The sequence below is a fragment of the Pseudonocardia parietis genome, assembly GCF_017876315.1.
GTDB classification, from domain to species: Bacteria; Actinomycetota; Actinomycetes; order Mycobacteriales; family Pseudonocardiaceae; genus Pseudonocardia; species Pseudonocardia parietis.
Genome location: NZ_JAGINU010000001.1, coordinates 4,253,684 through 4,278,049 on the forward strand (window position 1 = coordinate 4,253,684; position 24,366 = coordinate 4,278,049).

21 protein-coding genes and 2 pseudogenes are annotated in these 24,366 nt (G+C 74.1%); 6 read left to right on the forward strand and 17 right to left on the reverse strand.

Going from position 1 to position 24,366, the window contains the following annotated elements:
- Positions 1 to 32 precede the first annotated feature (32 nt).
- Together JOF36_RS20080 and JOF36_RS20085 are read left to right on the forward strand one after the other, a co-directional pair.
- Positions 33 to 929 (forward strand): PAC2 family protein, encoded by an 897-nt coding sequence (locus JOF36_RS20080; protein WP_210029321.1) that lies wholly within the window; start codon positions 33 to 35, stop codon positions 927 to 929.
- 9 nt (positions 930 to 938) lie between these two features.
- On the forward strand, positions 939 to 2,075 hold the full coding sequence (locus JOF36_RS20085) for an MFS transporter (protein ID WP_210029323.1): 1,137 nt from the start codon (positions 939 to 941) through the stop codon (positions 2,073 to 2,075).
- Positions 2,076 to 2,146: 71 nt separating this feature from the next.
- Here the strand turns inward: JOF36_RS20085 and mshC are convergent, their stop codons facing one another.
- From mshC to JOF36_RS20115, 6 genes are read right to left on the reverse strand one after another with little or no spacing between them, the layout of a single operon-like run.
- Positions 2,147 to 3,385 carry a cysteine--1-D-myo-inosityl 2-amino-2-deoxy-alpha-D-glucopyranoside ligase gene (gene mshC, locus JOF36_RS20090; protein ID WP_210029332.1) on the reverse strand — a complete coding sequence of 413 codons (1,239 nt, stop codon included), beginning with the start codon at positions 3,383 to 3,385 and terminating at the stop codon, positions 2,147 to 2,149.
- 31 nt (positions 3,386 to 3,416) lie between these two features.
- Positions 3,417 to 4,907: a sodium:solute symporter gene (locus tag JOF36_RS20095; protein WP_210029334.1), complete on the reverse strand. Its 1,491-nt coding sequence runs from the start codon at positions 4,905 to 4,907 to the stop codon at positions 3,417 to 3,419.
- Positions 4,908 to 4,961: 54 nt separating this feature from the next.
- Positions 4,962 to 6,149: an anhydro-N-acetylmuramic acid kinase gene (locus JOF36_RS20100; protein WP_210029349.1), complete on the reverse strand. Its 1,188-nt coding sequence runs from the start codon at positions 6,147 to 6,149 to the stop codon at positions 4,962 to 4,964.
- Complete coding sequence (locus JOF36_RS20105; protein ID WP_210029358.1) at positions 6,146 to 7,066, reverse strand: N-acetylmuramic acid 6-phosphate etherase; 921 nt, start codon at positions 7,064 to 7,066, stop codon at positions 6,146 to 6,148. Before JOF36_RS20105 ends, JOF36_RS20100 begins: the two co-directional genes overlap by 4 nt.
- On the reverse strand, positions 7,063 to 8,028 hold the full coding sequence (locus JOF36_RS20110; RefSeq protein ID WP_210029360.1) for an N-acetylglucosamine kinase: 966 nt from the start codon (positions 8,026 to 8,028) through the stop codon (positions 7,063 to 7,065). Before JOF36_RS20110 ends, JOF36_RS20105 begins: the two co-directional genes overlap by 4 nt.
- A complete protein-coding gene (locus JOF36_RS20115) occupies positions 8,025 to 8,738 on the reverse strand; it encodes a GntR family transcriptional regulator (RefSeq protein WP_210029369.1) in 714 nt (237 codons plus the stop codon). Before JOF36_RS20115 ends, JOF36_RS20110 begins: the two co-directional genes overlap by 4 nt.
- Before the next feature lie 122 nt (positions 8,739 to 8,860).
- Between JOF36_RS20115 and JOF36_RS20120 the strand changes: the two genes are divergently transcribed.
- Both JOF36_RS20120 and JOF36_RS20125 read left to right on the forward strand, forming a co-directional pair.
- Complete coding sequence (locus JOF36_RS20120) at positions 8,861 to 9,892, forward strand: SIS domain-containing protein (protein ID WP_210035969.1); 1,032 nt, start codon at positions 8,861 to 8,863, stop codon at positions 9,890 to 9,892.
- A complete protein-coding gene (locus tag JOF36_RS20125; RefSeq protein WP_210029377.1) occupies positions 9,889 to 11,013 on the forward strand; it encodes an N-acetylglucosamine-6-phosphate deacetylase in 1,125 nt (374 codons plus the stop codon). Before JOF36_RS20120 ends, JOF36_RS20125 begins: the two co-directional genes overlap by 4 nt.
- 46 nt (positions 11,014 to 11,059) lie before the next feature.
- Here the strand turns inward: JOF36_RS20125 and JOF36_RS20130 are convergent, their stop codons facing one another.
- The 9 genes and pseudogenes from JOF36_RS20130 to JOF36_RS20170 all read right to left on the reverse strand — a co-directional run bounded on the left by JOF36_RS20130 (position 11,060) and on the right by JOF36_RS20170 (position 19,439).
- Positions 11,060 to 13,456, reverse strand: a complete 2,397-nt coding sequence (locus tag JOF36_RS20130) for an HNH endonuclease signature motif containing protein (protein WP_210029387.1) — start codon at positions 13,454 to 13,456, stop codon at positions 11,060 to 11,062.
- Between the two features lie 108 nt (positions 13,457 to 13,564).
- A pseudogene (locus JOF36_RS20135) lies at positions 13,565 to 14,858 on the reverse strand (integrase core domain-containing protein).
- Positions 14,859 to 15,099: 241 nt separating this feature from the next.
- On the reverse strand, positions 15,100 to 15,285 hold the full coding sequence (locus JOF36_RS20145; protein ID WP_210029391.1) for a hypothetical protein: 186 nt from the start codon (positions 15,283 to 15,285) through the stop codon (positions 15,100 to 15,102).
- A pseudogene (locus tag JOF36_RS41410) lies at positions 15,282 to 15,616 on the reverse strand (bile acid:sodium symporter). The gene JOF36_RS20145 and the pseudogene JOF36_RS41410 overlap by 4 nt, the downstream one beginning before the upstream one ends.
- A gap of 62 nt (positions 15,617 to 15,678) precedes the next feature.
- Entirely contained in the window at positions 15,679 to 16,062 is a 384-nt protein-coding gene (locus tag JOF36_RS41415) for a bile acid:sodium symporter (protein ID WP_372447394.1), read from the reverse strand.
- 201 nt (positions 16,063 to 16,263) lie between these two features.
- Complete coding sequence (locus JOF36_RS20155; RefSeq protein WP_210029393.1) at positions 16,264 to 16,470, reverse strand: helix-turn-helix domain-containing protein; 207 nt, start codon at positions 16,468 to 16,470, stop codon at positions 16,264 to 16,266.
- 12 nt (positions 16,471 to 16,482) lie between these two features.
- Positions 16,483 to 17,103, reverse strand: a complete 621-nt coding sequence (locus JOF36_RS20160) for a DUF2975 domain-containing protein (protein WP_210029395.1) — start codon at positions 17,101 to 17,103, stop codon at positions 16,483 to 16,485.
- A gap of 66 nt (positions 17,104 to 17,169) precedes the next feature.
- On the reverse strand, positions 17,170 to 17,673 hold the full coding sequence (locus JOF36_RS20165; RefSeq protein WP_210029404.1) for an SWIM zinc finger family protein: 504 nt from the start codon (positions 17,671 to 17,673) through the stop codon (positions 17,170 to 17,172).
- On the reverse strand, positions 17,670 to 19,439 hold the full coding sequence (locus JOF36_RS20170) for a DEAD/DEAH box helicase (RefSeq protein ID WP_210029406.1): 1,770 nt from the start codon (positions 19,437 to 19,439) through the stop codon (positions 17,670 to 17,672). The genes JOF36_RS20165 and JOF36_RS20170 overlap by 4 nt, the downstream gene beginning before the upstream one ends.
- A 79-nt stretch (positions 19,440 to 19,518) precedes the next feature.
- On the opposite strand from JOF36_RS20170, the gene JOF36_RS20175 reads away from it, so the two are divergent.
- A complete protein-coding gene (locus JOF36_RS20175; protein ID WP_307862482.1) occupies positions 19,519 to 20,028 on the forward strand; it encodes a transporter substrate-binding domain-containing protein in 510 nt (169 codons plus the stop codon).
- Between the two features lie 65 nt (positions 20,029 to 20,093).
- Positions 20,094 to 20,960 carry an NAD(P)H-binding protein gene (locus JOF36_RS20180; RefSeq protein ID WP_210029418.1) on the forward strand — a complete coding sequence of 289 codons (867 nt, stop codon included), beginning with the start codon at positions 20,094 to 20,096 and terminating at the stop codon, positions 20,958 to 20,960.
- Positions 20,961 to 20,979: 19 nt separating this feature from the next.
- Here JOF36_RS20180 and JOF36_RS20185 read toward each other — a convergent pair whose 3' ends face one another.
- Positions 20,980 to 22,938: a vWA domain-containing protein gene (locus JOF36_RS20185; RefSeq protein WP_210029421.1), complete on the reverse strand. Its 1,959-nt coding sequence runs from the start codon at positions 22,936 to 22,938 to the stop codon at positions 20,980 to 20,982.
- On the reverse strand, positions 22,931 to 24,325 hold the full coding sequence (locus JOF36_RS20190) for an ATP-binding protein (RefSeq protein WP_210029427.1): 1,395 nt from the start codon (positions 24,323 to 24,325) through the stop codon (positions 22,931 to 22,933). The genes JOF36_RS20185 and JOF36_RS20190 overlap by 8 nt, the downstream gene beginning before the upstream one ends.
- Between the last annotated feature and the right edge of the window lie 41 nt (positions 24,326 to 24,366).

Genomic DNA, 24,366 nt, shown 5'->3' on the forward strand with positions numbered 1-24,366 from the left:
TTCTGCGACGTGGGGCACCGTAGGCTGGAGCGATGACCGACCGAGAGCCGAGCACCACGGGCGGCGACTCCGTGCCCGACCTGGTCGAGCCGGTCCTCATCGCCGCGTTCGAGGGCTGGAACGACGCGGGCGAGGCCGCGAGCACCGCGTTGGAGCACCTGGAGCTCAGCTGGGACGCCGAGCCGCTGACCTCGATCGATCCCGAGGAGTACTACGATTTCCAGGTCACGCGCCCGCACGTGAAACTCGCCGACGGGGTGACCCGTCGGATCGAGTGGCAGACCACCCGGCTGTCGTGGGCGGCGCTGCCCGGTACCGGGAGGCACGTCGTGCTGGTCAACGGCATCGAGCCGAACCTGCGCTGGCGCACGTTCTGCGCGGAGATCGTCGGTCACGCCGAGCGGCTGGGGGTGACCAAGGTCATCACATTGGGAGCCCTTCTCACCGAGGTTCCGCACACCCGGCCGACCCCGGTGAACGGCACCGCGTGGGATCTCGAGTCACTCGAGGAGATGGGCACCGAGCCGTCGAGCTACGAGGGCCCGACGGGCATCGTCGCCGTCTTCCAGCAGGCCTGCGTGCAGGCCGGGATCCCCGCCGTCTCGTACTGGGCCGAGGTCCCGCACTACGTCTCGCAGGCGCAGGTCCCCAAGGCGGCCGTGGCGCTGCTGCACCGCATCGAGGAGGCGCTCGACGTCGAGGTGCCGCTCGGGGCGCTCCCGGAGAAGGCCGAGGAGTGGGAGCAGACCGTCTCCGAGATGGCCGACGCCGACGACGAGGTGCGCGAGTACGTCCGCCAGCTCGAGGAGCAGGCGTCGGAGTCCGAGGCCGAGGGCAAGGGCAAGGGGACCGAGCTGCGGGAGACCTCCGGGGACTCCATCGCGGCCGACTTCGAACGCTACCTGCGCCGCCGCGGCCCGAACGCCTGAGGCGCACCGATGGGTGCGGCCCTGCGGCGGGGCGCGCTGTTCGCGGGTGCCTTCCTCGGACCGTTCGGCGGCGGGCTGACCGCGGCGATGCTGCCCGAGCTGGGTACCGACTTCGGTGTGCCCACGGCGTCGGCGTCGGTCTCGATCACCGCGTACCTGCTGCCCTTCGCCGCCGTGATGCTCGTGTCCGGCACGCTCGGCGAGCGGTGGGGCCGGGCGCGCACGGTCGTCGCCGGATACGCCCTCTACGTCGTGGCGTCGCTGGCGTGCGTGCTGGCCGCGTCCTGGGCGGTGTTCCTGCTCGGGCGCGCGCTGCAGGGCGTCGCGAACGCGTTCACCACTCCCCTGCTGCTCGCCGCGCTGGCCGCCTCGGTCGAGTCCGACCGGATCGGGCGGGCGCTGGGGTGGTTCGGCTCCCTGCAGGCGGCCGGGCAGACCTCGGCTCCGCTGTTCGGCGGGCTGGCCGCCGAGGTCGACTGGCGGCTGTCGTTCGGCGGGGCGGCGCTGGTGGCACTGCTGCTCGCCGTGGTCGGGATCCCGGGCGGCGCCGCGCCGGCGCGCGGTGACCGACGGCCACGGCTGCGCGCGGCCTGGACCGGCCCGGTGCTACGGCTCGGCGTCGTCGCCGGGCTGGGCTGGGGTGCCCTGGCCGGCCTGAACTTCCTGCTCGCGCTGCGCCTGGAGACGGTCTTCGGGCTCGGCGCCGGCGAACGCGGACTGGTGCTGACCGCGCTCGGCCTCGCCGGGATCCTCACCGCCCGCCTGATCGGTGGCGCGGTCGACCGGCTCGGGGCCCGCCGGTGCGTGCTCGCCGGCGCGATCGGTGGCGGGATCCTGGTGGCGCTGATCGGTCTCGTGCCCGTGCTGGGGCTCGTCGTCGCCTTCTGGGCGCTCGGCGGGGTGTGCAGCCAGCTGATCCTGGTCGGGGTGAACACGCTGGTCCTGGGGTCCGGCGGACCGAACAGCGGCGGCGCCATCTCGGTGGTGCAGGCCGTCCGGTTCGCCGGGACCGCGGCGGCACCGGCCGGCCTCACCCCCGTCTACCACGCCGATCCGCTGGCCGGGTTCCTCGTGCCCGCCGGTCTGCTCGTCGCCGGCGTGCCCGCGGTCCTGGCCGTCGACCGCAGACGCCGGGCCGAGCCGTAGTCACGAGGGGCACACCAGAGGTTCCGAACGATGATCGAACGGCTCTGGAGTACCCCTCGCCGGTGCGCTGGTCAGAGACGCACGCCGAGCAGGGCGTCCAGGGCGGTGCGGGCCAGCTGCGGGGCGGCCGTGTCGGTACCCCGGCGGGTCAGCGCCTCGTCGGCCCAGGCGTCGACCGCGGCGAGGGCGCCTGCGGTGTCGAGGTCGTCGGCCAGGTGCGTGCGCAGCTTCGCGACCAGCTCGGTGGCGTCCGGCCCGGCGTCCAGGTCCACCGCCTCCCGCCAGCGGGCGACGCGCTTCTCCCCCAGCGCGTGCACCTCGTCGGTCCAGGAGCGGTCGGCGCGGTAGTGCCCGCCCAGCAGCGCGACCCGGATGACGTTCGGGTCCACCCCGTCGTTGCGCATCTTGGAGACGAAGACCAGGTTGCCCTTGGACTTGGACATCTTCTCGCCGTCCAGCCCGATCATCCCGGTGTGCGTGTAGTGCCGGGCGAACGGGTGCTCACCGGTCAGCGACTCGGCGTGCAGCGCCCCGCACTCGTGGTGCGGGAAGATCAGGTCGGAGCCGCCGCCGTTGAGGTCGATCCGCGGGCCGAGCCGGTTGAGCCCGATCGCGGCACACTCGACGTGCCAGCCCGGGCGCCCGCGGCCGAGGCCGGAGTCCCAGGACGGCTCGCCGGGGCGCGCCATCCGCCACAGCAGCGGGTCGAGCGCGTTGCGCTTGCCGGGCCGGTCCGGGTCCCCGCCGCGCTCGCGGGAGAACCGCAGCATGGTGTCGAGGTCGTAGTTCGACTCGTAGCCGAACCGGCCGGTGGCCGAGATGTCGTGGTAGACGTCCGGGTACTCCGGGTCGTCGAGCCCGTACGCCGCACCGGAGGCCACGAGCTTCTCGACCAGCTCGGCGATCTCCGGGATCGCCTCCACCGCACCGACGAACTGGCGCGGCGGCAGCACCCGCAGCGCCTCCATGTCCTCCCGGAACAGGGCGGTCTCGCGCAGCCCGAGCACGACCCAGTCGTCCTGGTCGCGCTCGGCCCGCTCGAGCAGCGGCTCGTCGATGTCGGTGACGTTCTGGACGTAGTGCACGTCGTGCCCGAGATCGCGCCACAGCCGGTTCACCAGGTCGAACGCCAGGTAGGTGGCCGCGTGGCCCAGGTGCGTCGCGTCGTAGGGGGTGATCCCGCAGACGTACATCGTCGCGACCGGTCCCGGCGCGGTCGGGCGCACCCGGCCGGTGGCGGTGTCGTGCAGCCGCAGCGGCGGGCCGCTGCCCTCCAGTGCGGGGACGTCGGTCCGGGCCCAGGTGTCCATGCGGTCAAACCTACCTATGTGTCGGGTGCGCTCACGCACCCGAACGCGCAGCGTCACCGGCGGATTCCCGCCGCACCGGCGCCGGGTGCCGCAGCGACAGCAGCAGACCCAGGACCATGGTGATGACCAGGCCGATCGCGGTGTACCAGGTGAAGCCGACCGCGTCCGGCGCGAACAGGAACAACGACGCCATCACGACGACCGCGACGGCGAAGCCGATGATCGCGTCGAGCTGGCGGGCCCGCGGGACGAACATGCCCAGTGCGAACGCGCCGAGCAGGCCGCCGTAGGTGATGCCGGCCACCGACAGGCCCAGCTCGACGACCGGGTCCTCGGTCGAGGTGAACAGGTTCGCGAACACGATGAAGACCAGGCCCCAGCCGAGCGTCGTCGCCCGGGAGAGCCGGATGCCCTGGGCGGCGGTGAGCTCGCGGCGCGAGAGCATCTGCACCAGGTCGATCACCGTGGACGAAGACAGCGCCGACAGCGACGAGCTCAGCGTCGACATGGCCGCGGCGAGGATCCCGGCGAGCAGCAGCCCGGAGACGCCGACCGGCAGGCCCTCGACGATGAACTTCGGGAAGAGCTCGTCGCCGGTCGCCAGGCCGAGCTGCGCCGGGCTCGCTCCGCGGTAGTACCCCCACAGGAACAGGCCGACGACCAGGAACAGCGCGAACTGCACACCGACGATCACCGCGGAGAAGATCAGCGCCTTCTGCCCGTCCCGGACGCTGCGGCACGACAGCAGCCGCTGCACGATGATCTGGTCGACGCCGTGGCTGGCCATCGACAGCAGCGCGCCGCCGAGCACCGCGGTGACGAACGCGTAGGGCGCGGAGACCGGGTTGGACGCGAAGTCGAGCAGCTGGGTCTTGCCCGCGGCGACGGCGTCGTCGAAGAATCCGGCGGGCAGCTGCGGCCCGATCACGGCCAGCGCGACGACGCCACCGGCGACGTAGAGGACCATCTGCATGACGTCGGTCCAGACGACCGCCTTGATCCCGCCGACGTAGGTGTAGGCGACAGTCACCAGCGACAGCACCACGATGATCCAGAAGAACGACACCTCGATGCCCATCCCGGACAGGATGACCTTGACCGGGATCGCCGCGGCGAACATCCGGACGCCGTCGGCGAGCAGGCGGGTCAGCAGGAACGCCACCGACGCGGTGCCCTGCATGCCGCGGCCGAACCGCTGCCCGAGGTAGCCGTAGGCGGTGGTGAGCTTCCCGGCGGCGTAGCGCGGCAGCAGCACGAACGCGACGACGATCCGCCCGACGAGATAGCCCAGCGCGAGCTGCAGGTAGGTCAGCGATCCGAGGTAGGCCACCGTCGGGACGCTGATCACCGTGAGCGCGGAGGTCTCGGTGGCCACGACGGACAGCGAGATCGCCCACCAGGGCAGGTCCCGGCCGCCGAGGAAGTAGTCGTCGTTGGACCGCTGCCGCCCGGACATCCAGAGCCCGATGCCCAGCGAGAGCACGAGGTAGGCGACGAGGACGATCAGGTCGAGGGTGCGCATCGCGGCTCCCTGGGGTCGGGGCCCGGCAGCGCTGCCGGGCCCGTGGTGTGGGCGTCAGACGGTTCCGGTGGTGGTGACCCGCAGGCGGGACGGCGGTGGGGCCGGTTCGGGCAGCCGCAGCGGCTGCGCGCCGGGGCTGATCCGGCCGGCGATCGTCGGGGCGCGGGCACCGGTGCAGGACGGCACGGTCGAGGCGACGCCGTGCCAGGTCAGGAACCCGAGCAGGGCGAACAGCAGCGCCTCCTTGCCGTCCCCGGGCAGGCCCGCGTCGTCGATCGGGGCGAGCCGGGCCGGGGCGAGATGGTGGCGCAGGGCCGCGACGACGGCCGGGTTGTGCGCGCCGCCGCCGGAGACCAGCACCTCGCGCACCCCGTAGGGGCGCAGCGCGTCGGCGACCGTGGTCGCGGTCAGCTCGACGAGGGTGGCGAGCAGGTCGTCCAGCCGGTCGGTCACGTCGTGCTCCCCCAGGACCCGGTCGACGTAGCCGGGGTCGAACAGCTCCTTGCCGGTGCTCTTCGGCGGCCGCAGCGCGTAGAACGGGTCGGCCCGCAGCAGGGCCAGTGCGTGCTCGTCGACGGTGCCGCGGGCGGCGCGGGCACCGTCGGTGTCGCGGTGCTCGCCGGTCGCGGCGCGCACGGCGGCATCGAGCAGCGCGTTCGCCGGGCCGGTGTCGAAGGCTGCGGTATCCCCCGTCGGCCCGACGACCGTCACGTTCGCGATCCCGCCCAGGTTCAGCGCGGCCACCGGTCCGCCCGCGTGTGCGGCGCGCTCGCCGAGCAGCAGGACATCGAGGACCGATGCGAGCGGGGCGCCGTGCCCACCGGCGGCGACGTCGCGGGCCCGCAGGTCCGACACCACCGGCAGTCCGGTGGCCTCGGCGATCCAGGCGGGCTGGCCGAGCTGCAGGGTGCCGCGGACGTGTCCGTCCTCCACCCAGTGGTAGAGCGTCTGGCCGTGGCTGGCGATGAGCTCGGCCGCCCCGCCGGCGAGCTCGTCGATCCCGCGCCGCGCGGCCGCCGCGAACGCGTGTCCGAGGTCGGTGTCGATCCGCGCGACGGCGTCCAGCGTGGTCGCCGCGGGCGGCAGGGCATCCAGCACGGTGGCGCGCAGCTCCGGTGCGAACGGCACCTCGAGGTGGCCGAGCGGGGTGAGGGCGACGGTGTCACCGTCGATCTCCAGGTCGGCCGCGGCGACGTCGATGCCGTCGACCGAGGTACCCGAGGACAGTCCGACGACGATCATGCCCCGGCCCCTGCCACGCCGGCGCGGACCGCCGCGGACACCCGTCCTCCGGCCGTGGCGAGCAGCTCTTCCGCCGCCCGGGCACCCACGCCGGTCAGCAGCGCGACGATCGCGGTCTTGGCGTGCCCGCCCGCGTCGTCGAGCGCGGCCCGGACCGCTACGGGGGCGGCCCCGGTGGCCTCACCGACGATCCGCTCCGCGCGCACCCGCAGCTTCAGGTTGGTGGCGGCGACGTCGACCATCAGGTTGCGGTGCACCTTGCCCAGCCGCACCATCACCGCCGTCGAGAACGCGGTGAGCAGCATCTTCTGGCTGGTCCCCGCCTTCATCCGGGTCGAGCCGGCGACGATCTCCGGCCCGGTGTCCAGGGTGATCGCGATGTCGGCGAGCCGGGAGAGCGGGCTGTCCGGGTTGTTCGCGACCGACGCGGTGGCGGCCCCGGCCTCCCGGGCCGCCTCGAGCAGCGCGCAGGCGTACGGCGTGCGGCCCGACGCGCTGATCGCGATCACCACGTCGTCCGGTCCCGGACCGAGTGCGGCGAGATCGGCGCGAGCGGCGGCGGTGTCGTCCTCCGCGCCCTCGACGGCCGCCGTCATCGCCGCGGGCCCGCCCGCGAGCAGCGCGACGACGCGGTCGGCGCCGACGCCGTAGGTGGGTGCGAGCTCGGTCGCGTCGAGGACGGCGAGCCTGCCCGCGGTCCCGGCCCCGCCGTAGATCATCCGGCCGCCGCGTTCCAGCCGGGTGACGGCGGTGTCGGCGAGAGCGGCGATCCGGCCGGCCTCGGCCCGCACCGCCGCGACGACCGAGGCGTCCTCGCCGGTGATCAGGTCGACCAGCGCCCGGGTGGACCACTGGTCCAGATCCGCGAGGTCGGCCCGGGACCGTTCGGTGGCGAGCGCGCCGAGGTCGCCGGTCACCGGAGGCTCCCGGCGACCGGGACGAGCAGGGCGTGGTGCGGCACGGTCGGGTCCTCCAGGAGCAGGCGGGCGCCGTCGAGGGCGTCGCCGAGCGGGCGGGTACGGGTCAGGCCGCGCGCGGCCAGCGCGGTGTCGAGCGGTCCGGTCAGCACGGCGCCGGCGTCGAGGAGGCCGCCGCCGCAGGCGACCCGGGTACCGCCGGCCGGATCCGCGCCGGGGAGCCGGTCCCGGGCGGCGGCCGCGGTGTCGGCGAGTGCGGTGGCGGCCCGGGCGACGATCGTGCCGGCGACCGGGTTCCCGCCGGATGCGGCGCCGAGGACGTCCCGGGCGAACGCGGCGATCTCCCGCGCCGGGTTGTCCGAGCCGTGCACCCGGGCGGGCAGTCCGTCCGGGTCGCCGAACCGGGCGCGCAGCAGGGTGAGCAGCGCGGGCGACCCGCCGGGCCGGCCGTCGTGGGCGCGCAGCGCGGCCGCCAGGCCGGCCCGCCCGATCGCGTGGCCACTGCCGTCGTCACCGAGCAGATGACCCCAGCCGTCGACGCGGGCGTGGCTGCCGTCGCCGTCGACCCCCAGGGCGACCGAGCCGGTGCCCACGGCCAGTACGACACCGGGCCCGCCGCCCAGCGCACCGGCGTGCCAGGTCGTCATGTCGCTGGTCAGCAGCACGCGCAGGGCCGGACCGAACCGGGCTCGCAGTCCGTCCGCGAGGTCGGTCGCGCGCTGCGGGGCCGACGCCAGCCCGGCCAGACCGGCGCCGACGGCGTCCGGCGTGGGCCAGCCGTCGGTGGCACCCGCGATCGCGGCGAGCGCGCGGACGACGCCGTCGCGATCGGCGATGCCGCCCGCGCCGGCCCACCGCCCGGTCGCCACCCGTGCGCCGCCCTCCACGAGCACCGCGCGACAGCCGGTCTTGCCGACGTCGAGCGCGAACAGCCTGGTCATCGCGCCACCGTCGCTGGTCATCGCGCCACCGTCGGGACCGCGACCGGCGCGATCTCCGTCTCGATCCGGTACCGGTCGCCCCGGTAGACCGCGCGGACGAACTCGAGCACCCGCCCGGCGTCGTCGCGGGTGGTGCGCTCGAACAGCAGCGCGGGGCTGTGCACCGGGACGCCGAGCAGCGTGGACTCGGGCCCGTCGGTGACCGTGGGCTCGATCGACTGCCGGCCGCCGGCCACCGCGTGACCGTGCCGGGCGAGCAGCTCGTAGTACGACGACGCCGCGAGGGTCTGCTCGTCCAGGCCGGGTACGAGATCGGCCGGGACGTGCAGGGTCTCCAGGGCCATCGGCTCGTCGTCGGCCAGGCGCAGCCGCAGTGCCCGGACGACGACGGCCTCCGGTGAGACCTCCAGGCGGCGGCCCAGCCGTGGACCGGCCGGGCCGGTCTCGAACTCGACGATCCGGGTGGCTGGGACCAGGCCGCGGGCCCGCATGTCGGCGGAGAACGACGTCGCGGTGAGCGCGTGCGCGATCCGTGGCCCGACGGCGAACACCCCGGCGCCCTGCCTGCGGCGCAGCCGGCCTGCCGCGACCAGCTCGTCGACGGCCCGGCGCAGCGTTGTCCGGGAGACGCCGACCTCGCGGGCCAGCTCGCGCTCGGGCGGGAGGGGCTCGCCCGCCGCCATCGCGTCCACCCGCTCGCGCAGCTCGTCGTGCAGACGGCGGTACTTCATCGGGCCTCCTCAAAAGATGGACCAGTGGTACAGTTTTGTCCGCCGAAGCGCAAGACCCGGCGGCACACGACCGGTCCGGCGACCCGACGAGGAGCCCCGTGCCCGATACCCCCGGCACCCTGATGGCGGCCGAGATCGCCGAGCAGCCCGCCGTCTGGCGCCGGCTGCTCGCCGCCGCCGGCCCGGCCGGAGAGTCCGGTGTGGACCGGGCGGCGGCGCTGGTCCGGGCCCGCGCGCCGCGCTTCGTGCTGTTCGCCGCCCGCGGCACCAGCGACCACGCCGCGCTGTACGCCAAGTACCTGACCGAGATCCGGCTCGGCCTGCCCGCCGGGATGGTGTCGCCCTCGACGCTCACCGCCTACGCCGCGCAGCCGGACCTGCGCGACGTGCTGCTGGTGGCCGTCAGCCAGTCCGGCGGCTCGCCGGATCTGCTGCGCTGCGTCGAGGTGGCCCGCGACCGGGGCGCGCTGACCCTCGCGGTGACCAACAACCCGGGCTCGGCGCTGGCGGACGCGGCGGACGCGCAGGTCGACGTGCTCGCCGGGCCCGAGCGCTCGGTGGCCGCGACGAAGACCTACACCGCCCAGCTCCTGGCCCTGTACCTGCTGGTCTCGGCCGTCCGGGGCGAGGACGACGCCCGCGCGGCTGCGCTGCCCGACCTCGGGGACCAGGTCCTGGACGGCTGTATGGACGCCGTCGCGGCGGCCGCGAGCGGCTACCGGTTCGCCCAGCGGCTGGTCACCACGGGGCGCGGCTACTCCTACCCGACGGCCCGCGAGGCTGCGCTCAAGCTGATGGAGACCGCCTACGTCTCGGCGCAGGCGTTCTCCGGGGCGGACCTGCTGCACGGACCGCTCGCCCTGGTCGACCCGCTGGTCCCGGTGCTGGCGGTCGTCTCCCCCGGCGCGGGAGGCGCGGCGATGGCGCCGGTGCTGGAGTCGCTCGCCGCGCGCCACGCCGACGTCCTGCGGATCGGCGGCCACGGCAGCCCGGGTCCCGGCCCCGGCATCGCGCTGCCGCAGGCGCCCGCCGAGGAGCTCGCCTCGCTGCTGGAGATCCTTCCGCTGCAGCTGCTGGCCCACCGCGTCGCCGTGGCGCGGGGCGGGGACCCGGACACCCCGCGCGGACTGCACAAGGTGACGGAGACGCTGTGAACGAGCTGATCGCCGCGGATGCCCTGGTGACCGGGGACGGTTCGCCGGCCGGACCGGGCTGGGTCGAGCTGGCCGGTGGCCGGGTCACCGGGGCCGGTACCGGGATCCCGCCGCGTCCGCCGGACCGGCGGGGCGCCGTCGTCGTACCCGGGTTCGTGGACGTGCACTGTCACGGCGGGGGCGGCGCGTCCTTCGGGGCCGACGCCGACTCCTCGGCCCGGGCGGCCGCGTTCCACGCCGCGCACGGCACCACGACGGTGCTCGCCTCCCTGGTCACCCTGTCCCCTCCCGACCTGCTCGAAGCGGTGCGCGGGCTGGCGCCGCTCGTGGACGACGGCGTGCTGGCCGGGGTCCATCTGGAGGGGCCGTGGCTGGCCGCGTCCCGGTGCGGGGCACACGATCCCGCCCTGCTCCGCGACCCCGACCCGGGTGAGCTGGGTCCGCTGCTCGACACCGGGACGGTCGCCATGGTGACCCTCGCCCCAGAGCTGGCGGGCGGCCTCGACGCGATCGCCCGGGTCGCCGCGGCGGGTGCGGTCGCCGCCGTCGGGCACACCGCCGCCGGTTACGACCTCACGCGCCGCGCGCTCGACGCCGGCGCCCGGGCCGGTACGCACCTGTTCAACGCGATGGGCTCGCTGCACCACCGCGACCCGGGGCCGGTCGCCGCGCTGCTGGGCGACCCGCGTGCCGTCGTCGAACTGATCACCGACGGGGTGCACGTGCACCCGGCTCTCTGGGAGATCGTCGGCCGGACGGCGCCGGGGCGCGTCGCGGCGGTGACCGACGCGATGGCCGCGGCCGGGATGCCGGACGGGGACTTCCGGCTCGGCGATCTGGCCGTGCGGGTGACGGGCGGTGTCGCCCGCCTCGACGGAGGGACCATCGCCGGGTCGACCGCGACCGCCGACGCGCTGTTCCGCAACCTCGTCGCCGCGGACCCCGGTCCTCGGGAGGAGGCACTCGCGCGGGCCGTGGCCTGGACGTCGACGACGCCGGCCGGTCTGCTGGGGCTCGACGACGTCGGGCACCTGCGGCCCGGCGCCCGCGCCGATGTGGTGCTGCTCGACGACGCCCTGCGGATCGAGACGGTTCTGCGCGCCGGCACCGTGGTGCGCTGATCGCCGCAGGGTCGGGCCCGACCCGGCGCCGGGCACCCACACAGGTTCAGAACGGCGGAGGCACGTCCTCCCCAGGTTCGGCGCCATGCGGCACGGTGTCATCGGGCGCAGCGTCAGTGGGCTCAGTGTCGTCGGGTGCGGCGCCGTTGGGTGTGGCCCCGTTGGGTGTGGCGATGCCGGGTGGTGCGTGGTCCTTGCCCGGTGGGGCGCGGTCGCGTCGGCGCAGGTCGGGCTGTTCGTGGTCGATGTCGTAGGCCGGATGGTCGAACCAGGGTTCGGGGTCGCGGTGGACCGGCCGGGTCGGGGGCGGCAGGATCGGTTCGGGCTCGACGGGGTAGTGCCGCCCGAGTGGGCTGGTCCAGATGAAGTGGCCGGGTTCGGGCTGCTCGAGGCGCCATCCGCCCTTGGACTTGAGCATGTGGTGATGGCGACACAGTGGTGCCAGGTCGTCGTGGGTGGTGGTGCCCCCGCGACCGTGGTTGATCGTGTGGTCCTGGTCGCAGCGTCGGGCCGAGGTACGGCACCCGGGATGCACGCAGGTCCGATCGCGGACCTCGGTGTGGCGGCGCAGCGGCGCGGACGGGAACCGGGCGGTGGGGTCGGCATCGAGTTCGGCCCAGAGCTCGTCTCGTTGACGGTGGAGCTGGTAGCGGGTGGCGATGTCGGTGATCACCCCGGTCCAGCGGCCGTGCTGTGCCGCGGTGGCGGTCAGGGTGGCGAGCTGGGTTTCGGGGATATGGAGTTCGACGATCCCGCCGGGCGGTCCGGTGGGGTCGCGGGGTGTGGGTCGGTGGCGGGTGAGGCCTTCGGCCAGGAGGTGTCCGTGGTCGTCGACGATGACCCAGCGCCATTGGGCGCGGCGTTGGCGGGCGACGATGCGGCGGGCAGTGTGGGCGGGGATCGGGCCCCAGCCGGGTAGTTCGGCGGCGCGGTCGTCGAGGCCGAGTAGGGTGCTGAGTGGGACCCGGACCTCGACACCGAGGCTGCTGCGCGGGCTCGCCGTCGTGGCGCTGCCGGCCGGTCGGGTCTCGCGATCGCGGCCCCCGGTCGGCGAACCACTCGTGTCCGGTCCATCGGGCTCGGGGCCACTGGGACCGGGGTCAGAGCCGGAGCCGGAGCCGGGGCCGGGGGCGGGTTCCTCGGGCCCGGAATCATCCGGCCCGGACCCGCCGGACCCAGGCTCCCCCACCTCGGGCTCGCCGGAGCCAGGCTCGTCGGACCCGGGTTCGTCGGACCGGGCTTCACCGGACGTGGGTTCGCTCGACTCGGCCTCACTGGACGCGGGGCCACCGGCTGCGGGGTCATCAGATGCGGGGTCACTGGGTGCGGCGGCGCCGAAGGTGCCCACCATGGCCGCGCCGGGCCCGGCCGCGCCGGCCTCGGATTCCTCGGAGCTGGGCTCCCCGGACCCGGGCTCGCCTGGCTCTGGCTCCCCGGGCTCGGGGCTGCCGGAGTCGGGGCCGGGACTGGGCGGGCCGGTAGCGGGCCGGTCGGAGACAGCACCCGCTTGACCGGACCCACCATCACCAGACCCGGCATCACCAGACCCGGGGGTGCCGGACCCGGGAGTGCCGGCGCCGGTCTCACCGGACTCGGTGTCGCTCACGGTCGTGCCGGGATCGGCGTGGCCGGCGAAGCGTTCCAGTAGCGCCTGCAGGATCTCGGCGCGGTTCAGCCCGTGCAGTGATCCGTCGAGCAGGCCCAGTACGAGGTCGGCTCGGACCTGGTCCAAGGTGCCGGGGTGACCGTCGTGGCGGGCAGCCCGGGCCAGGGCATCCAGGCGTTCCCAGGCTGCGGCGGCCTCGTCGGCCGGTAGCCCGCTCGCCGACAGCACTGCGGTGCCGTCGGCGCACAGGTAGGCCACCACCTGACGGTCCCGGATCGCCTTGCGGTAGCGGCGCTCGTAGTAGGCCGGATCCAGCTCCAGAACCAGACGCTTGATCCGCTCCGCGATCTGCCCGGTGGTCAGCCGGGGCGCATGCGGCAGGACCGCCGCACACACTGCGGCGATCTGGTCGGCGGGTAGGTCGCCCAGGTGCTGGGCGAAGACCCGGGCCTTGCCGCGGTCGATGTGGCCCTGCGACAACGCCGCCTGCACCTGCGGCAACGCGTGCACCAGCACGAACGCTAAATCGGTCTCCGACTCTGCGGCGCGTCGGGTCCAGGCCAGGGCGGCGCGGACCTCGTCGGCGCCGTAGAGCTCGGGGGTGTCGGCGCGGCGGACCTCCAGGGGCCCGGCGAACGGGCGCCGGCACACGACCTCGGCCATCGTGGCGAACATCCGGGCCTGCTCGTGGGCGAGCTGGCGGGACTGGGCGACCAGGACGTCACCGATGTCGTCATTGGGGACCCGGTCAAGGTCGAGGCCGGCGAGTGTGGTGGCCAGCTCGGGGCCGGGCGACAGCGCCGCCAGCCCTTCTGGAATCACCTGCCCGACCACCATGAATCGAACATACCGTCGACCCCCGACAGTTTCGGTCCACGACCGAACTGTGATGTCTCAAGACATCGGTGACAGTTCTGCCTCAGGACATCGGTGACGGTTGATGTGTCAGGACTTCGGTGACGCTCCCGGGTTCTTCGGCTGTCTTCCGCGGGGTCGACCGTTGCCGACGTAGTTGGTGCCGGGAGTGGGTCTGGTGCGTTCGGCGAGGATCTCGCCTTCGAGGTCGGTGACGGTGATCGTGTCGCCGGGCTGGTCGCCGTCGCTGACGACGAGGACATGTTCGAACGCGTGGGCGACGCCGATCTTGTAGAGCACCTTGTCGACGTGGACGACTCCGGCGGAGCTCGCCGTTCTCAGGCGTGTGCCGGCGGGTAGGCCTTCCGGTGGCTTCGGTCGGGGCCGCATGGCGGGGGCCGGCGGCCGGTAGACCGGCCGGTCCGGTTTCGGGCGGGGTGGATCGGCCTTGGCCGTCGCCTCCCACGCGGCCTGCGGCGGTGATTCGCCCGGGCAGCCCTTGGTGAGGGCGCTCGGTGTTGTAGACGTGGTCGAAGGCGTCGATCTGGGCCTGGAGCTGCGCGAGTGTGGCGGCGAGCGGTTGCTTGTCGAGGTAGCGGAACAGGGGTCTGGTGGAAGCGTTCGTTCTTGCCTTGGGTGGTCGGCTTGTGCGGCTTGCCGGTGATCGCCTCGACACCCAGCGCGGCGACATGTGCGACGAGCTGGCCGACCAGGCCGCGACGCGACGGGTTGAGCGCGAGCCCGTTGTCCGACAGCAGCCGTTGCGGCACACCGTGAGCGGCCACGGCCTTGTCGAAGATCGCGATCGCGTCCCGGGCGGTCTCACCGGCCGCGGCGTGGGAAGCGACCGCGTAGCGGGAGTGGTCATCGATGAGCTGGAAGATCACGCACTTGCGTCCGCCGGTCAGCACGTACTCGGTGGCATCGAGTTGCCAGCACGCGTTGGGCGCCGGGCGAGCCGCGCTCGAGGCGTCCGGGCTGGACCACGGCCCGATCAGCGTGCACGAGAAGATGCGTGCGATGGGGCTGGCCTCGGTGCCCTCGACGGCGTCGCTGGCGCGGATCTTCCGTGAGGCCGGTGTCGCCCGGCTGGAGCCGCGCAAGAAGCCCCGCTCGGCGTGGCGGCGGTTCGTCTACGCACCTGGACGGCCTGGGCCTTGACCTGCTCGGTCAGCCTCGACGGGCTCGACCTCGGCCGTCTGGACCTGGGCTCGAGCACCGCCGCAGGCCCGTCAACGCGAGCGCGCTTGCGCAGCTCGTAGAACGACTTACGCGAGATATCGTGCTCGATACAGAACGTCGAGACCGCCCCCCGCGGCGCGTCGTCAGGCCACTGCGAGATCGCAAGGCGGACACGGGGAGCGATGGGTTCACGGGCAGCCACCACGGCAGCCTCACGATGGAAGTGTCACCACCAAGAACGCCCACAGGGTCACCGATGTCCTGACACAAAATCGTCACCTATGTCCTGAGACATGACAGGTCCACGACCGAACCGAGCCCCTCCGAACCTGCACCGGCAGCTCGCTCGGCAGGTCGGGACTGCACAACTTTCGACAGATCGATGCCGAGTTCTTCCTCGGCGAACGAGGCAGTCGAGCAGCTGAGCAGCTGAGCGGAGTGACTCACCACCACTCGACGTCGAGCTTGGACTCGATGTCGCGCACGTGCCGGCGGGCACAGGCCGGGCACAGCCACCCGTCGCGACCACACTCGTCCCGATCGGATACCCAGCCCGCGATGCCCGCCGCGCCAGGACTCTCCGGTCGCGCCGTCCCGCAGAGCCGACAGATGCGCACCGGCGCGGTCACGCCTGCGATGGTGCCCCGACCCCGGCGTCCGCGTCGAGGTACTCATGTCGCCGGCCGAGCCGGTTCGCGATCGCCGCGCACGCGATGAGCTGGATCTGGTGGAACAGCATGAGCGGCAGCACCACCAGCGCCGCAGCCGGCCCCCGAACAGCACACCCGCGATCGGCAGCCCGCTGGCCAGGGACTTCTTGGACCCGCAGAACACGATCGCGATCCGATCGGCGTCGCTGAACCCGAGCGCCCTCGACCCGAGCGCCGTCACCGCCAGCACGATGGCCAGGAGCAGCAGGCAGGCCCCGAGCAGCACGCCCAGCGAGACCGGGGTGAGCACGCCCGATCATCGGCCGCGCGGCCTGCCCCGCGAGGAGCGGCACGAGTAGCCGCAGCGCGATGTCACCGAACGCCGACGGGGTGAACCCGCCGCTGGTGGCCAGCAGCAGCGCCGGCGAGCACCGGGGTCAGGACGACGCCGAGCACGTTGGACACCGACGCCGCGACGATTGCCGCGGGCACGTTCCCGCGCGCGATCCCGGTGAAGGCGATCGAGGACTGCACCGTCGAGGGCAGGCAGCAGAGGAACACCACACCGGCCGCCAACGGCGCGGGCAGCAGCCACTCCGGCAGCAGCAACGCCGAGAGGCCGATCAGCGGGAACAGGACGAACGTCGCGCCGAGCACCGTGCCCTGCAGCCGCCAGTTCCGCAGCCCGGACAGCGCCTCGGCGGTCGCCAGCCGGGCACCATAGAGGAAGAAGAGCAGCGCGATCGCCGCCGTCACCGCGACGTCGACGACCTCGCTCGCCGCACCCCCGCGCCGGTACCAGCGCCGCGACGCCGACGGTGAGCAGCAGCAGGATCAGGAACGGGTCAAGACGCACACCCACGGTTCCAATGTCCGTCACCGGTGGCCGTCCGGACCCTGTTGACCACGCTGACCTTCATCACACAGTGCGATGCCGGCGTACCGGACCGCCGAACGTCAACCCGGCTCGTAGGTCAGCAGATCCCCCGGGGTGCAGTCGAGCTCGCGGCACAACGCCTCCAGGGTGCTGAACCGGACCGCGCGGGCACGCCCGTTCTTGAGCACGGACAGGTTGGCCAGGGTGAGCCCGACCCGGGACGCGAGCTCGGTGAGCGTCATCCCGCGGTCGGCCAGCACCTTGTCGAGCCTCACGACGACCGGCACCCGCGCTCCTCCTCAGACCGTGAGGTCGTGGTCGGTCTGCAGTTCGACGCCCGAGCGGAGCACCGCGGTGACCACGACCAGCAGGCCGGCCAGAGCTGCTCCGAGCAGCAGCGGGCCGCTGTCCAGGTGCGGATGCACCCGCGGGTCGGCGAGGAATCCGGTCGCGACGAACGATCCCACGGTCCCGAGCACCGTGAAGGAGGCTCCGGCGCCCAGCACCCAGCCGGCGAGCGTCCGGACATCGCGGGGGATGTCCCGCCCGAACCGGCCCGGCCCGGTGAGGACCCGGCTGAGGCGCAACAGCCGGTTCAGGCCCAGGAGCACCAGGACGATCGGCACGGCGTACAGCACCGCCCCGGCCACCGCGTACGGCACCGGCAGCGACCCGACGGGCACCGAGTCCGTCACCCGGGCGAGCCCGTCCGTCCCCACACCGGCAGGCAGCTCCACGTCGACGCCGACCGGCACCGAGAGCCCGGTCAGCGCTGCCCCTGCGTATCCGGTGGCCGAGGCGTACACCGTCACTCCCAGCACGACCGGAGCGGTGAGCACCAGTACCGCGAACGACAGCGAGACCAGCACCCGGACGGCCCCCAGCAACCAGCGCTCCGCACGCGACATCCGGTCGGTCATGACGCCCCCTCGAGTCCGCTTATCGACAAACGATAATATCGAGGATCGATAAGCGCAAACCCCTTGTCAGCCCCAGAACGCCGCCGGATCCAGGTCCGCGATCGGTATCCGGCTGCGGTCCCCCGCGCGCTGCGGCACCCGTCCACCCCGCAGGACGACGGCGAGCGCCGGCGACTCGTCGGCCCGCCGCGCCGTCTCGATCAGGACCGCCAGCACGTGCCGGCAGCGCCCGCCCCGGCCCCCGCAGGCACAGTCCGCGCGCAGGTCGCCGGGGTGCGGGGCGACCGGGGTGCCCTCGGCGGCGAGCCGGTCGGCGAGCTCGTCAGGAAGGTCGGGCGCGTCGAGCTCGGGTGGGGCCGTCCAGACCGGGAAGGCGATCTCCACGGCGCGGTGGCCGCCGTCGTCGACGGTCGCGGTGATCCGGCCGGGTGTGGTCACGAGGTCGCGGACCCGGTCGCCCCGGGCCAGCGACCACGCACGGGGCAGCTGCGGATCCGGCCGGGTGATCCGCACCGGTTCGGCGAGCCGCAGCCAGGCCCGGCCCCACGCGGTCGTCCCGAACCCGCTCATCGGGCTCCTTCCAGGACGGCCCGCAGGTCGTCGTCGCCGAGCCGCGCGAGCGAGCCGACCGAGGATCCCTCGGTCTCACCGAGCGCGGCGCCCGCCAGGTCCCGCTTGCTGCGGTGCAGGTCGGCGATCAGCTGCTCGACGGTGCCGCGCGTGGTGAAGGTGTGCACGGTGACCGTGCGGGTCTGCCCGATCCGGTGCGCCCGGTCCGACGCCTGCGCCTCCACCGCCGGATTCCACCACCGATCCAGGTGCAGGACGTGCGAGGCGCGGGTGAGGGTCAGTCCCGTCCCGGCCGCGCGCAGGCTCAGCAGCAGGACGGGTGGCCCGCCCGGATCGGAGAACTCCGCGACCATGCGTTCGCGCGCGGGACGGCCCAGACCGCCGTGCAGGAACGGCACCGCGACACCGAGGGTCTCGCCGAGGTGCGACGCGAGCAGCTCCCCCGCTGCCCGGTACTGGGTGAAGACGAGCGCCGCCTCGCCGTTGTCGACGATCTCGCCGACGAGTTCGGTGAGCCGGTCGAAGCTCGCCGACCGGCCCGTCACACCGGGTTCCTCCGAGCCCGCCAGCGACGGGTGCGCGCACAGCTGCTTGAGCCGGGTGAGCAGAGCGAGGATGCGTCCGCGGCGGTCGACCCCGGCGCCGAGCCCCCGGCCGAAGGCACCGTCGAGCGCGGCCGCGTAGACCCGGCGCTGCTCACCGGTCGGCTCCACCTCGTGGTGGACGTCGATCCGCGGCGGGAGCTCCGCCGCGACCTCGGACTTGCGACGGCGCAGCAGGTGCGGGCCGACGAGCGCGTGCAGCCGGGCCGCGGCCGCGCCCGGGTCGCCCGCCGTGGCGAACCGGCGGCGGAACCGGGCGCGCGGGCCGAGTACGTCCGGGGTGCTGAACGCGAGCAGCGACCAGAGGTCGTCGAGCCGGTTCTCGACGGGCGTGCCGGTCAGCGCGATCCGGCCGCGGGCGGTCAGTCCGCGGGCCCGGCGGTCGGTGGCGGTGGCCGGGTTGCGGACGTACTGCGCCTCGTCCAGGACGACGACGTCCCACTCCGCCGCGGTGAGCGCGTCGTCGCGGGCGAGCATGCCGTAGGTCGCGACGACGACGCCGCCCTCGGGAGGCGGTGCGCCGCGGGTGTGCTCGACGACCGTCTGTTCCGGCGCGAACCGGGCCAGCTCGCGCCGCCAGGTCCCCACCACCGACGCCGGGCAGACGACGAGGTGCGGGCCGGTCCGGCCGGCGAGCACGGCGATGGCCTGCACGGTCTTACCGAGACCCATCTCGTCGGCGAGCAGGGCGCCACCCTCGGTGTCGAGCCGGTCGACGAGCCAGCGCGCACCGGCCCGCTGGTAGGGGCGCAGGCGCGCCCACACCCCGTCAGCAGGTTCCGTGCTGTGCACAGCCGCGACCGCGGCCCGCACCGCGACCTCGGCCGACCAGATCGTGCGTCCGTCACCGGCGACGCCGGCGTGGGCGGCGGTCGGCAGCGCCACCGCTCCCTCCGCCTCGGCCGGGCGGGCCCGGGCGACCTCCCGCCAGGCGTGCACCGAACGTCCCCAGCTGTGCGCCGCCTCGATCGCACCCAGCGCGTGCAGGGTCGCTCCGGCCGGGCTCACGGCGGCCGGAACCGGGCCGGTCGCGAAGCCGTCCGGCCCCGGCCGCGCGATCCGGACGGGTTCGGCGACCGCGTCCACCCCGGCCGCGGCGGCCGCGCCCACCGGGTCCGCACCGCCCCACCACACGAACAGCTCCCGCTCGACGAGGAAGGTCAACTGCGTGCACCCTGATCCGCCCACGGCTCCTGAGTAGCAGGTCCGCACGGCACCGCGCACATGAGTAGGGTCCACGACCGTGCAACGACGCCGGGGCCTGCTCTACTCCGTCCTGCTCGCCGTGGCCCTGCTGACCGGGTGCAGCACACAGGGCCAGACGGAGTCGCCCGCGTTGGCGCGGATAGCCGAGACCGGGGAGCTGCGGGTGTGCTCCACCGGCGACTACCGGCCCCTCACCCACCTCGCACCGGACGGCACGTGGTCCGGCATCGACGTCGACATGGCCGGTGACCTGGCCACCGAGCTCGGCGCCCGGACGACGATGGTGGAGACGACCTGGTCGCCCCTGCTCGACGACGTCGTGGCCGGGAAGTGCGACATCGCCGTCGGCGGGGTGTCGATCACCGCGGACCGGGCGGAACGGGCCGCCTTCACCGTCCCGTACCTGCAGGACGGCAAGACGCCGATCGTGCGCTGCCCGGACGTCGAGCAGTTCCGGACGGTCGCCGAGATCAACCGGCCCGGGGTGCGGGCGGTCGTGAACCCGGGCGGGCCCAACGAGCGGTTCGCCCGGCCCTGGCTGGGCTAGAGAAACCTGCGGAACGAACCTCGGCGCTGAGCGACGTTGTCAGGGGTCCGTGCCACGGTGCCGGCATGCGAATCGTGGTGACGACACCGACCGGCAACGTCGGCTCGCGGGTGCTGCGCCTGCTGGTGCAGGCCGGGGTGCGTCCGGTGGCCCTGCTGCGGGACCCCGCGCGGCTGCCGCCGGAGCTGTCCGGGCTGGTGGAGGCCGTGCGGGCCGACCAGACCGACCGCGACGCGGTGCTGCGCGCGACCGCCGGCGCCGACCGGCTGTACTGGGTGAACCCGCCTGCGCCGTTCGGCTCCGACCCGCTGGCCCAGCACGCGGCGTGCGCCCGCGTGGTGTCCGACGCGGTGCGGGAGAACGGGATCGGCGGGGTGGTGTTCCAGAGCAGCGCCGGCGCGGAGAAGCGGCACGGCGCGGGCGACATCGACGGGCTCGGCGCGACCGAGGAGGCCCTCGACGCCACCGGCGCACCGGTGGTGCACCTGCGGTGCGGCTACTTCACCACGAACCTGCTGATGTCGGCCGACGAGATCGCCGCCGGAACACTGTCGACGCCGTGGCCGCTCGACCACCCGCTGCCGTGGGTGGTCCCGCGCGACATCGGTGACGTCGCGGCCGCCCGGCTGCTCGGCCCGGCGTGGACGGGCCGGGTGGTGCAGGGCGTGCACGGACCGGCGGACCTGTCCTTCACCGACGTCGCCGAGGTGCTGGCCGGGGTGCGCGGGCACCCGGTGCGGGCCGTGCACGTGCCCGACGCCGAGTTCCGCGCGATGCTCGGCGGCGTCGGGATGACACCCGCCGAGATCGACGCGATCGCCGGGATGGCGGCCGGGCTGACCGGCGGCTTCGTCCCCGAGCAGCCGCGGGCCGTGATCACGACGACGCCGACGACCCTGCGGTCGTGGGCCGCCGAGCACCTGCGGGCGTGACGACGTACCTCGGTCTCGTTCAGGGCGCCCGTTTGCGCAGGTAGTCCGACACCACCTCGGCGCCGAGGCCGTCGAGGTCGGGATTCACCACCCGTCCCCCGGACCGTCGGGCCAGCCGGTCCATGAACGCTGCCAGCCCCGGGTCGTCGCCGAGCACGAAGAAGGTGAACCGCGCATCCATCCCGATCAGCCGGTCCAGCCCGTCGACGGTCGCGCGCAGCGTGTGCGGGCTGGGCGGATAGTCGAAGAAGGCCTCGCCGTCGCGTTCCAGGTGCGCGGTCGGCTCGCCGTCGGTCACGACGAGGACGACCGGGGTCGCGTCCGGCTGTCGCGCCAGCCGTTCGCGGGCCAGCAGCAGGGCGTGGTGCAGGTTCGTGCCCTGCATGTACACGCCCTCCAGCCCGACGAGCTCGCCGAGCTCCACGGTCTGCGCGTGTCGGCCGAACGTGATCAGCGAGAGGTCGTCGCCGCGGAACCGGGTGGAGATCAGCTGGTGCAGGGCCAGCGCGGTGCGCTTCATCGGCACCCAGCGGCCCTCGGCGACCATCGACCAGGACGTGTCGACCAGCAGCGTCACCGCGGCCCGGGTGCGCTGCTCGGTCTCGACGATCTCGACGTCGGACACGTCGAGTACCCGGTCGTCCCCTCCTGCCCGGCGCAGCTGCGAGTTGAGCAACGTGCGCGGCACCGACCAGGCCTCGGTGTCCCCGAACGCCCACGGGCGGGTCGCGCCGGTCGCCTCCCCGGCCGCGCCGGCCCGGCGGGTCTCGCGCTGCCCCTGGCGCCCGGTGACCCGGTCGGCGACGTCGCGCAGCACGGACCGGCCGAGCGTGCGCAGCGCCTTGGGCGAGAGCAGCAGCGACCCGTCCGGGGCGCGCCGGAACAGGTCCTGGCTCTGCAGCTCGCGTTCCAGCTCGGCGAGGGTGCGGGCGTCGGCGGTGGCCTCCGGTCCGAGCGCCTCGGTGAGCGCGTCGAGGTCGATGTCCTCCATCCGCGCGCCCGGGTAGCTCTGCGCGAGCTGCTCGGCCAGCGCGTCGAGCTGTCCCAGCTCCTCCAGGGCACGGGCCGCCTCGCCCATCCCCATCGGGTTGTCCCCGCTGAACCGGCCCTGCCCGGACCAGTCCTCCCCCGGCCGCAGGCCCTGCAGCTGCGCGTCCAGGTGCGCCAGGGACTGCGCGAGCCGCGGGTCGCCGAACGCCTGCTGCGCCAGCTCGGCGAGCTCGGCCTGCTGCTCGGCGGACATCGAGTTCATCATCCGCTGGGCGGCCGCCGACCGGGCGGCCAGCGCGTCGATCAGCTCCTCGGTGTCGCGCGGGTTCTCCGGGAAGTGGTCGCCGTGGCGACGCATGAACTCGGCGAACCGGTCGGTGGTGTCCTCGCCGCGGGCGTGGTGCTCCAGCAGGTCGTTGAGGTCGCCGAGCATCTCGTTGATCCGCTCGACGTCCTGCGGCGTGGCGTTCTCCATCGCCTGCTTCATGCCCTGGAAGCGCTGGTCGAGCAGCTCCCGGCCGAGCAGGTCGCGGATCTCCTGGTAGGCGTCGCGGGCCTCGGAGGAGCGCCAGTCGTACTCGCCCAGCTCCCGGACCGCACCGCCGGTGTCGGCCGGGAGTGCGTCGAGCTGCATCTCGCGGAACCGGGCGTCGTCGGAGTCCTCGTTGCCCAGCGCCGAACGCTCGGCGTCGAGGGCACGCGCCAGGAGCTCGCGGACCTCCTGCAGCGTGCCGTCGATCCGGTTGTCGCGCTGCAGCTCGCGGCGGCGCTCCCAGACCCGCCGGGTCAGGTCGTCGAGCCCGCGGCTGCCGTCGAGACCGCGCCGCATCAGCTCCTGCAGGGCCTGACGAGGGGACGAGCCCTCCATGACGTCGCGGCCGATCTGGTCCATCGCCGACCGGATGTCGTACGGCGGCGCGAGCGGATCGGGCCCGCCGGTGTAGGGCCCGTACGCCCAGCGCCGCTTCCGACGCCTGGGATCAGCCATACGACACCGTGTCGCCGTCGTCGCTCTCGTCCTTCGCCAGCTTGCGGGTCAGGAACAGGTACTCCAGCGCCAGCTCGGCGCCCGACGCCATCGGCCCCGGGTCCTCGGTGCCGGCCGCGCCCAGCTTCTCGGCGATCGCCGTCAGCGCTGCCACCTGCGGCAGGGCGGCGACGACATCCCGGGCCGGGACCCGCTCGCCGGTCCGCACCGGCCGGGTCGACACCTCGGTGGCCAGCTCGTCGAGGTCGATGCCGCGCAGCGCGAACCGCGCGGTGTCGGCGGTGGCCCGGCGCAGCAGGTGCTCCAGGACCTCGTCCTCGCGGCCCTCCTCGCCGGAGGCGAACTCCAGCTTGCCGCGCAGCACCGCCGGGACCGACTCCAGGTCGACCGGGCGGGCGTAGGCGTGCTCCTCGCCGACCAGTGCGGCCCGGCGCAGGGCCGCGGCGGCGATGGTCTCGGCGGCGGCCACCGAGAACCGGGCCGAGACGCCCGAGCTCTGGTCGATCGCCGACGACTCGCGCAGGTGCCGGGTGAACCGGGCGACGACCTCCAGCAGGTGCCGCGGGACCTCGGCCGCGAGCGAGGCCTCCTGCTCGATCAGGTCGATCTCCGGGGCGAGCTCGAGGGGGTAGTGGGTGCGGACCTCGGCGCCGAACCGGTCCTTGAGCGGGGTGATGATCCGGCCGCGGTTGGTGTAGTCCTCCGGGTTGGCACTCGCGACCAGCACGACGTCGAGCGGCAGCCGCAGCGTGTAGCCGCGGACCTGGATGTCGCGTTCCTCCATCACGTTGAGCAGCGCGACCTGGATCCGCTCGGCCAGGTCGGGCAGCTCGTTGATCGCGACGATCCCGCGGTGCGCCCGCGGTACCAGCCCGAAGTGGATGGTCTCCGGATCCCCCAGGGAGCGGCCCTCGGCGACCTTGACCGGGTCGACGTCGCCGATCAGGTCGGCGACCGCGGTATCCGGCGTGGCGAGCTTCTCGGTGTAGCGCCGCGAGCGGTGCACCCACGCGACGGGCAGGTCGTCGCCGAGCTCGGCGACGCGCCGCACCGATGCCGGTGTGATCGGCTCGTACGGGTGCTCGCCGATCTCCGAGCCCTCGATCACCGGCGCCCACTCGTCGAGCTGGCCGGCCAGCGCCCGGAGCAGCCGGGTCTTGCCCTGGCCGCGCTCCCCCAGCAGGACGACGTCGTGGCCGGCGATCAGCGCCCGCTCCAGCTGCGGGAGCACGGTGTCGCCGAACCCGACGATCCCGGGCCACGGATCGCGGCCGGCACGCAGGGCGGCGAGCAGGTTGTCACGGATCTCTTGCTTCACGCCCCGCAGCTCGTGGCCCGACGCCCGGAGCGCGCCGACGGTACGGGGAAGGTCAGGTGTGACGGGCACGATCTCCACGCTACGCCCGGCGGGGAGCGGGGGCAGCAACA

What these genes read in the sequence shown, in the direction of transcription:
- JOF36_RS20080 (WP_210029321.1), top strand. Translation starts at nt 33, where the DNA reads ATGACCGACCGAGAGCCGAGCACCACGGGCGGCGACTCCGTGCCCGAC.
- JOF36_RS20130 (WP_210029387.1), bottom strand. Translation starts at nt 13,456, where the DNA reads ATGGTGGTCGGGCAGGTGATTCCAGAAGGGCTGGCGGCGCTGTCGCCC.
- JOF36_RS20185 (WP_210029421.1), bottom strand. Translation starts at nt 22,938, where the DNA reads ATGGCTGATCCCAGGCGTCGGAAGCGGCGCTGGGCGTACGGGCCCTAC.
- JOF36_RS20100 (WP_210029349.1), bottom strand. Translation starts at nt 6,149, where the DNA reads ATGATCGTCGTCGGACTGTCCTCGGGTACCTCGGTCGACGGCATCGAC.
- JOF36_RS20115 (WP_210029369.1), bottom strand. Translation starts at nt 8,738, where the DNA reads ATGAAGTACCGCCGTCTGCACGACGAGCTGCGCGAGCGGGTGGACGCG.
- JOF36_RS20120 (WP_210035969.1), top strand. Translation starts at nt 8,861, where the DNA reads ATGGCGGCCGAGATCGCCGAGCAGCCCGCCGTCTGGCGCCGGCTGCTC.
- JOF36_RS20160 (WP_210029395.1), bottom strand. Translation starts at nt 17,103, where the DNA reads ATGACCGACCGGATGTCGCGTGCGGAGCGCTGGTTGCTGGGGGCCGTC.
- mshC (WP_210029332.1), bottom strand. Translation starts at nt 3,385, where the DNA reads ATGGACACCTGGGCCCGGACCGACGTCCCCGCACTGGAGGGCAGCGGC.
- JOF36_RS20095 (WP_210029334.1), bottom strand. Translation starts at nt 4,907, where the DNA reads ATGCGCACCCTCGACCTGATCGTCCTCGTCGCCTACCTCGTGCTCTCG.
- JOF36_RS20085 (WP_210029323.1), top strand. Translation starts at nt 939, where the DNA reads ATGGGTGCGGCCCTGCGGCGGGGCGCGCTGTTCGCGGGTGCCTTCCTC.
- JOF36_RS20165 (WP_210029404.1), bottom strand. Translation starts at nt 17,673, where the DNA reads ATGAGCGGGTTCGGGACGACCGCGTGGGGCCGGGCCTGGCTGCGGCTC.
- JOF36_RS20180 (WP_210029418.1), top strand. Translation starts at nt 20,094, where the DNA reads ATGCGAATCGTGGTGACGACACCGACCGGCAACGTCGGCTCGCGGGTG.
- JOF36_RS20110 (WP_210029360.1), bottom strand. Translation starts at nt 8,028, where the DNA reads ATGACCAGCGACGGTGGCGCGATGACCAGGCTGTTCGCGCTCGACGTC.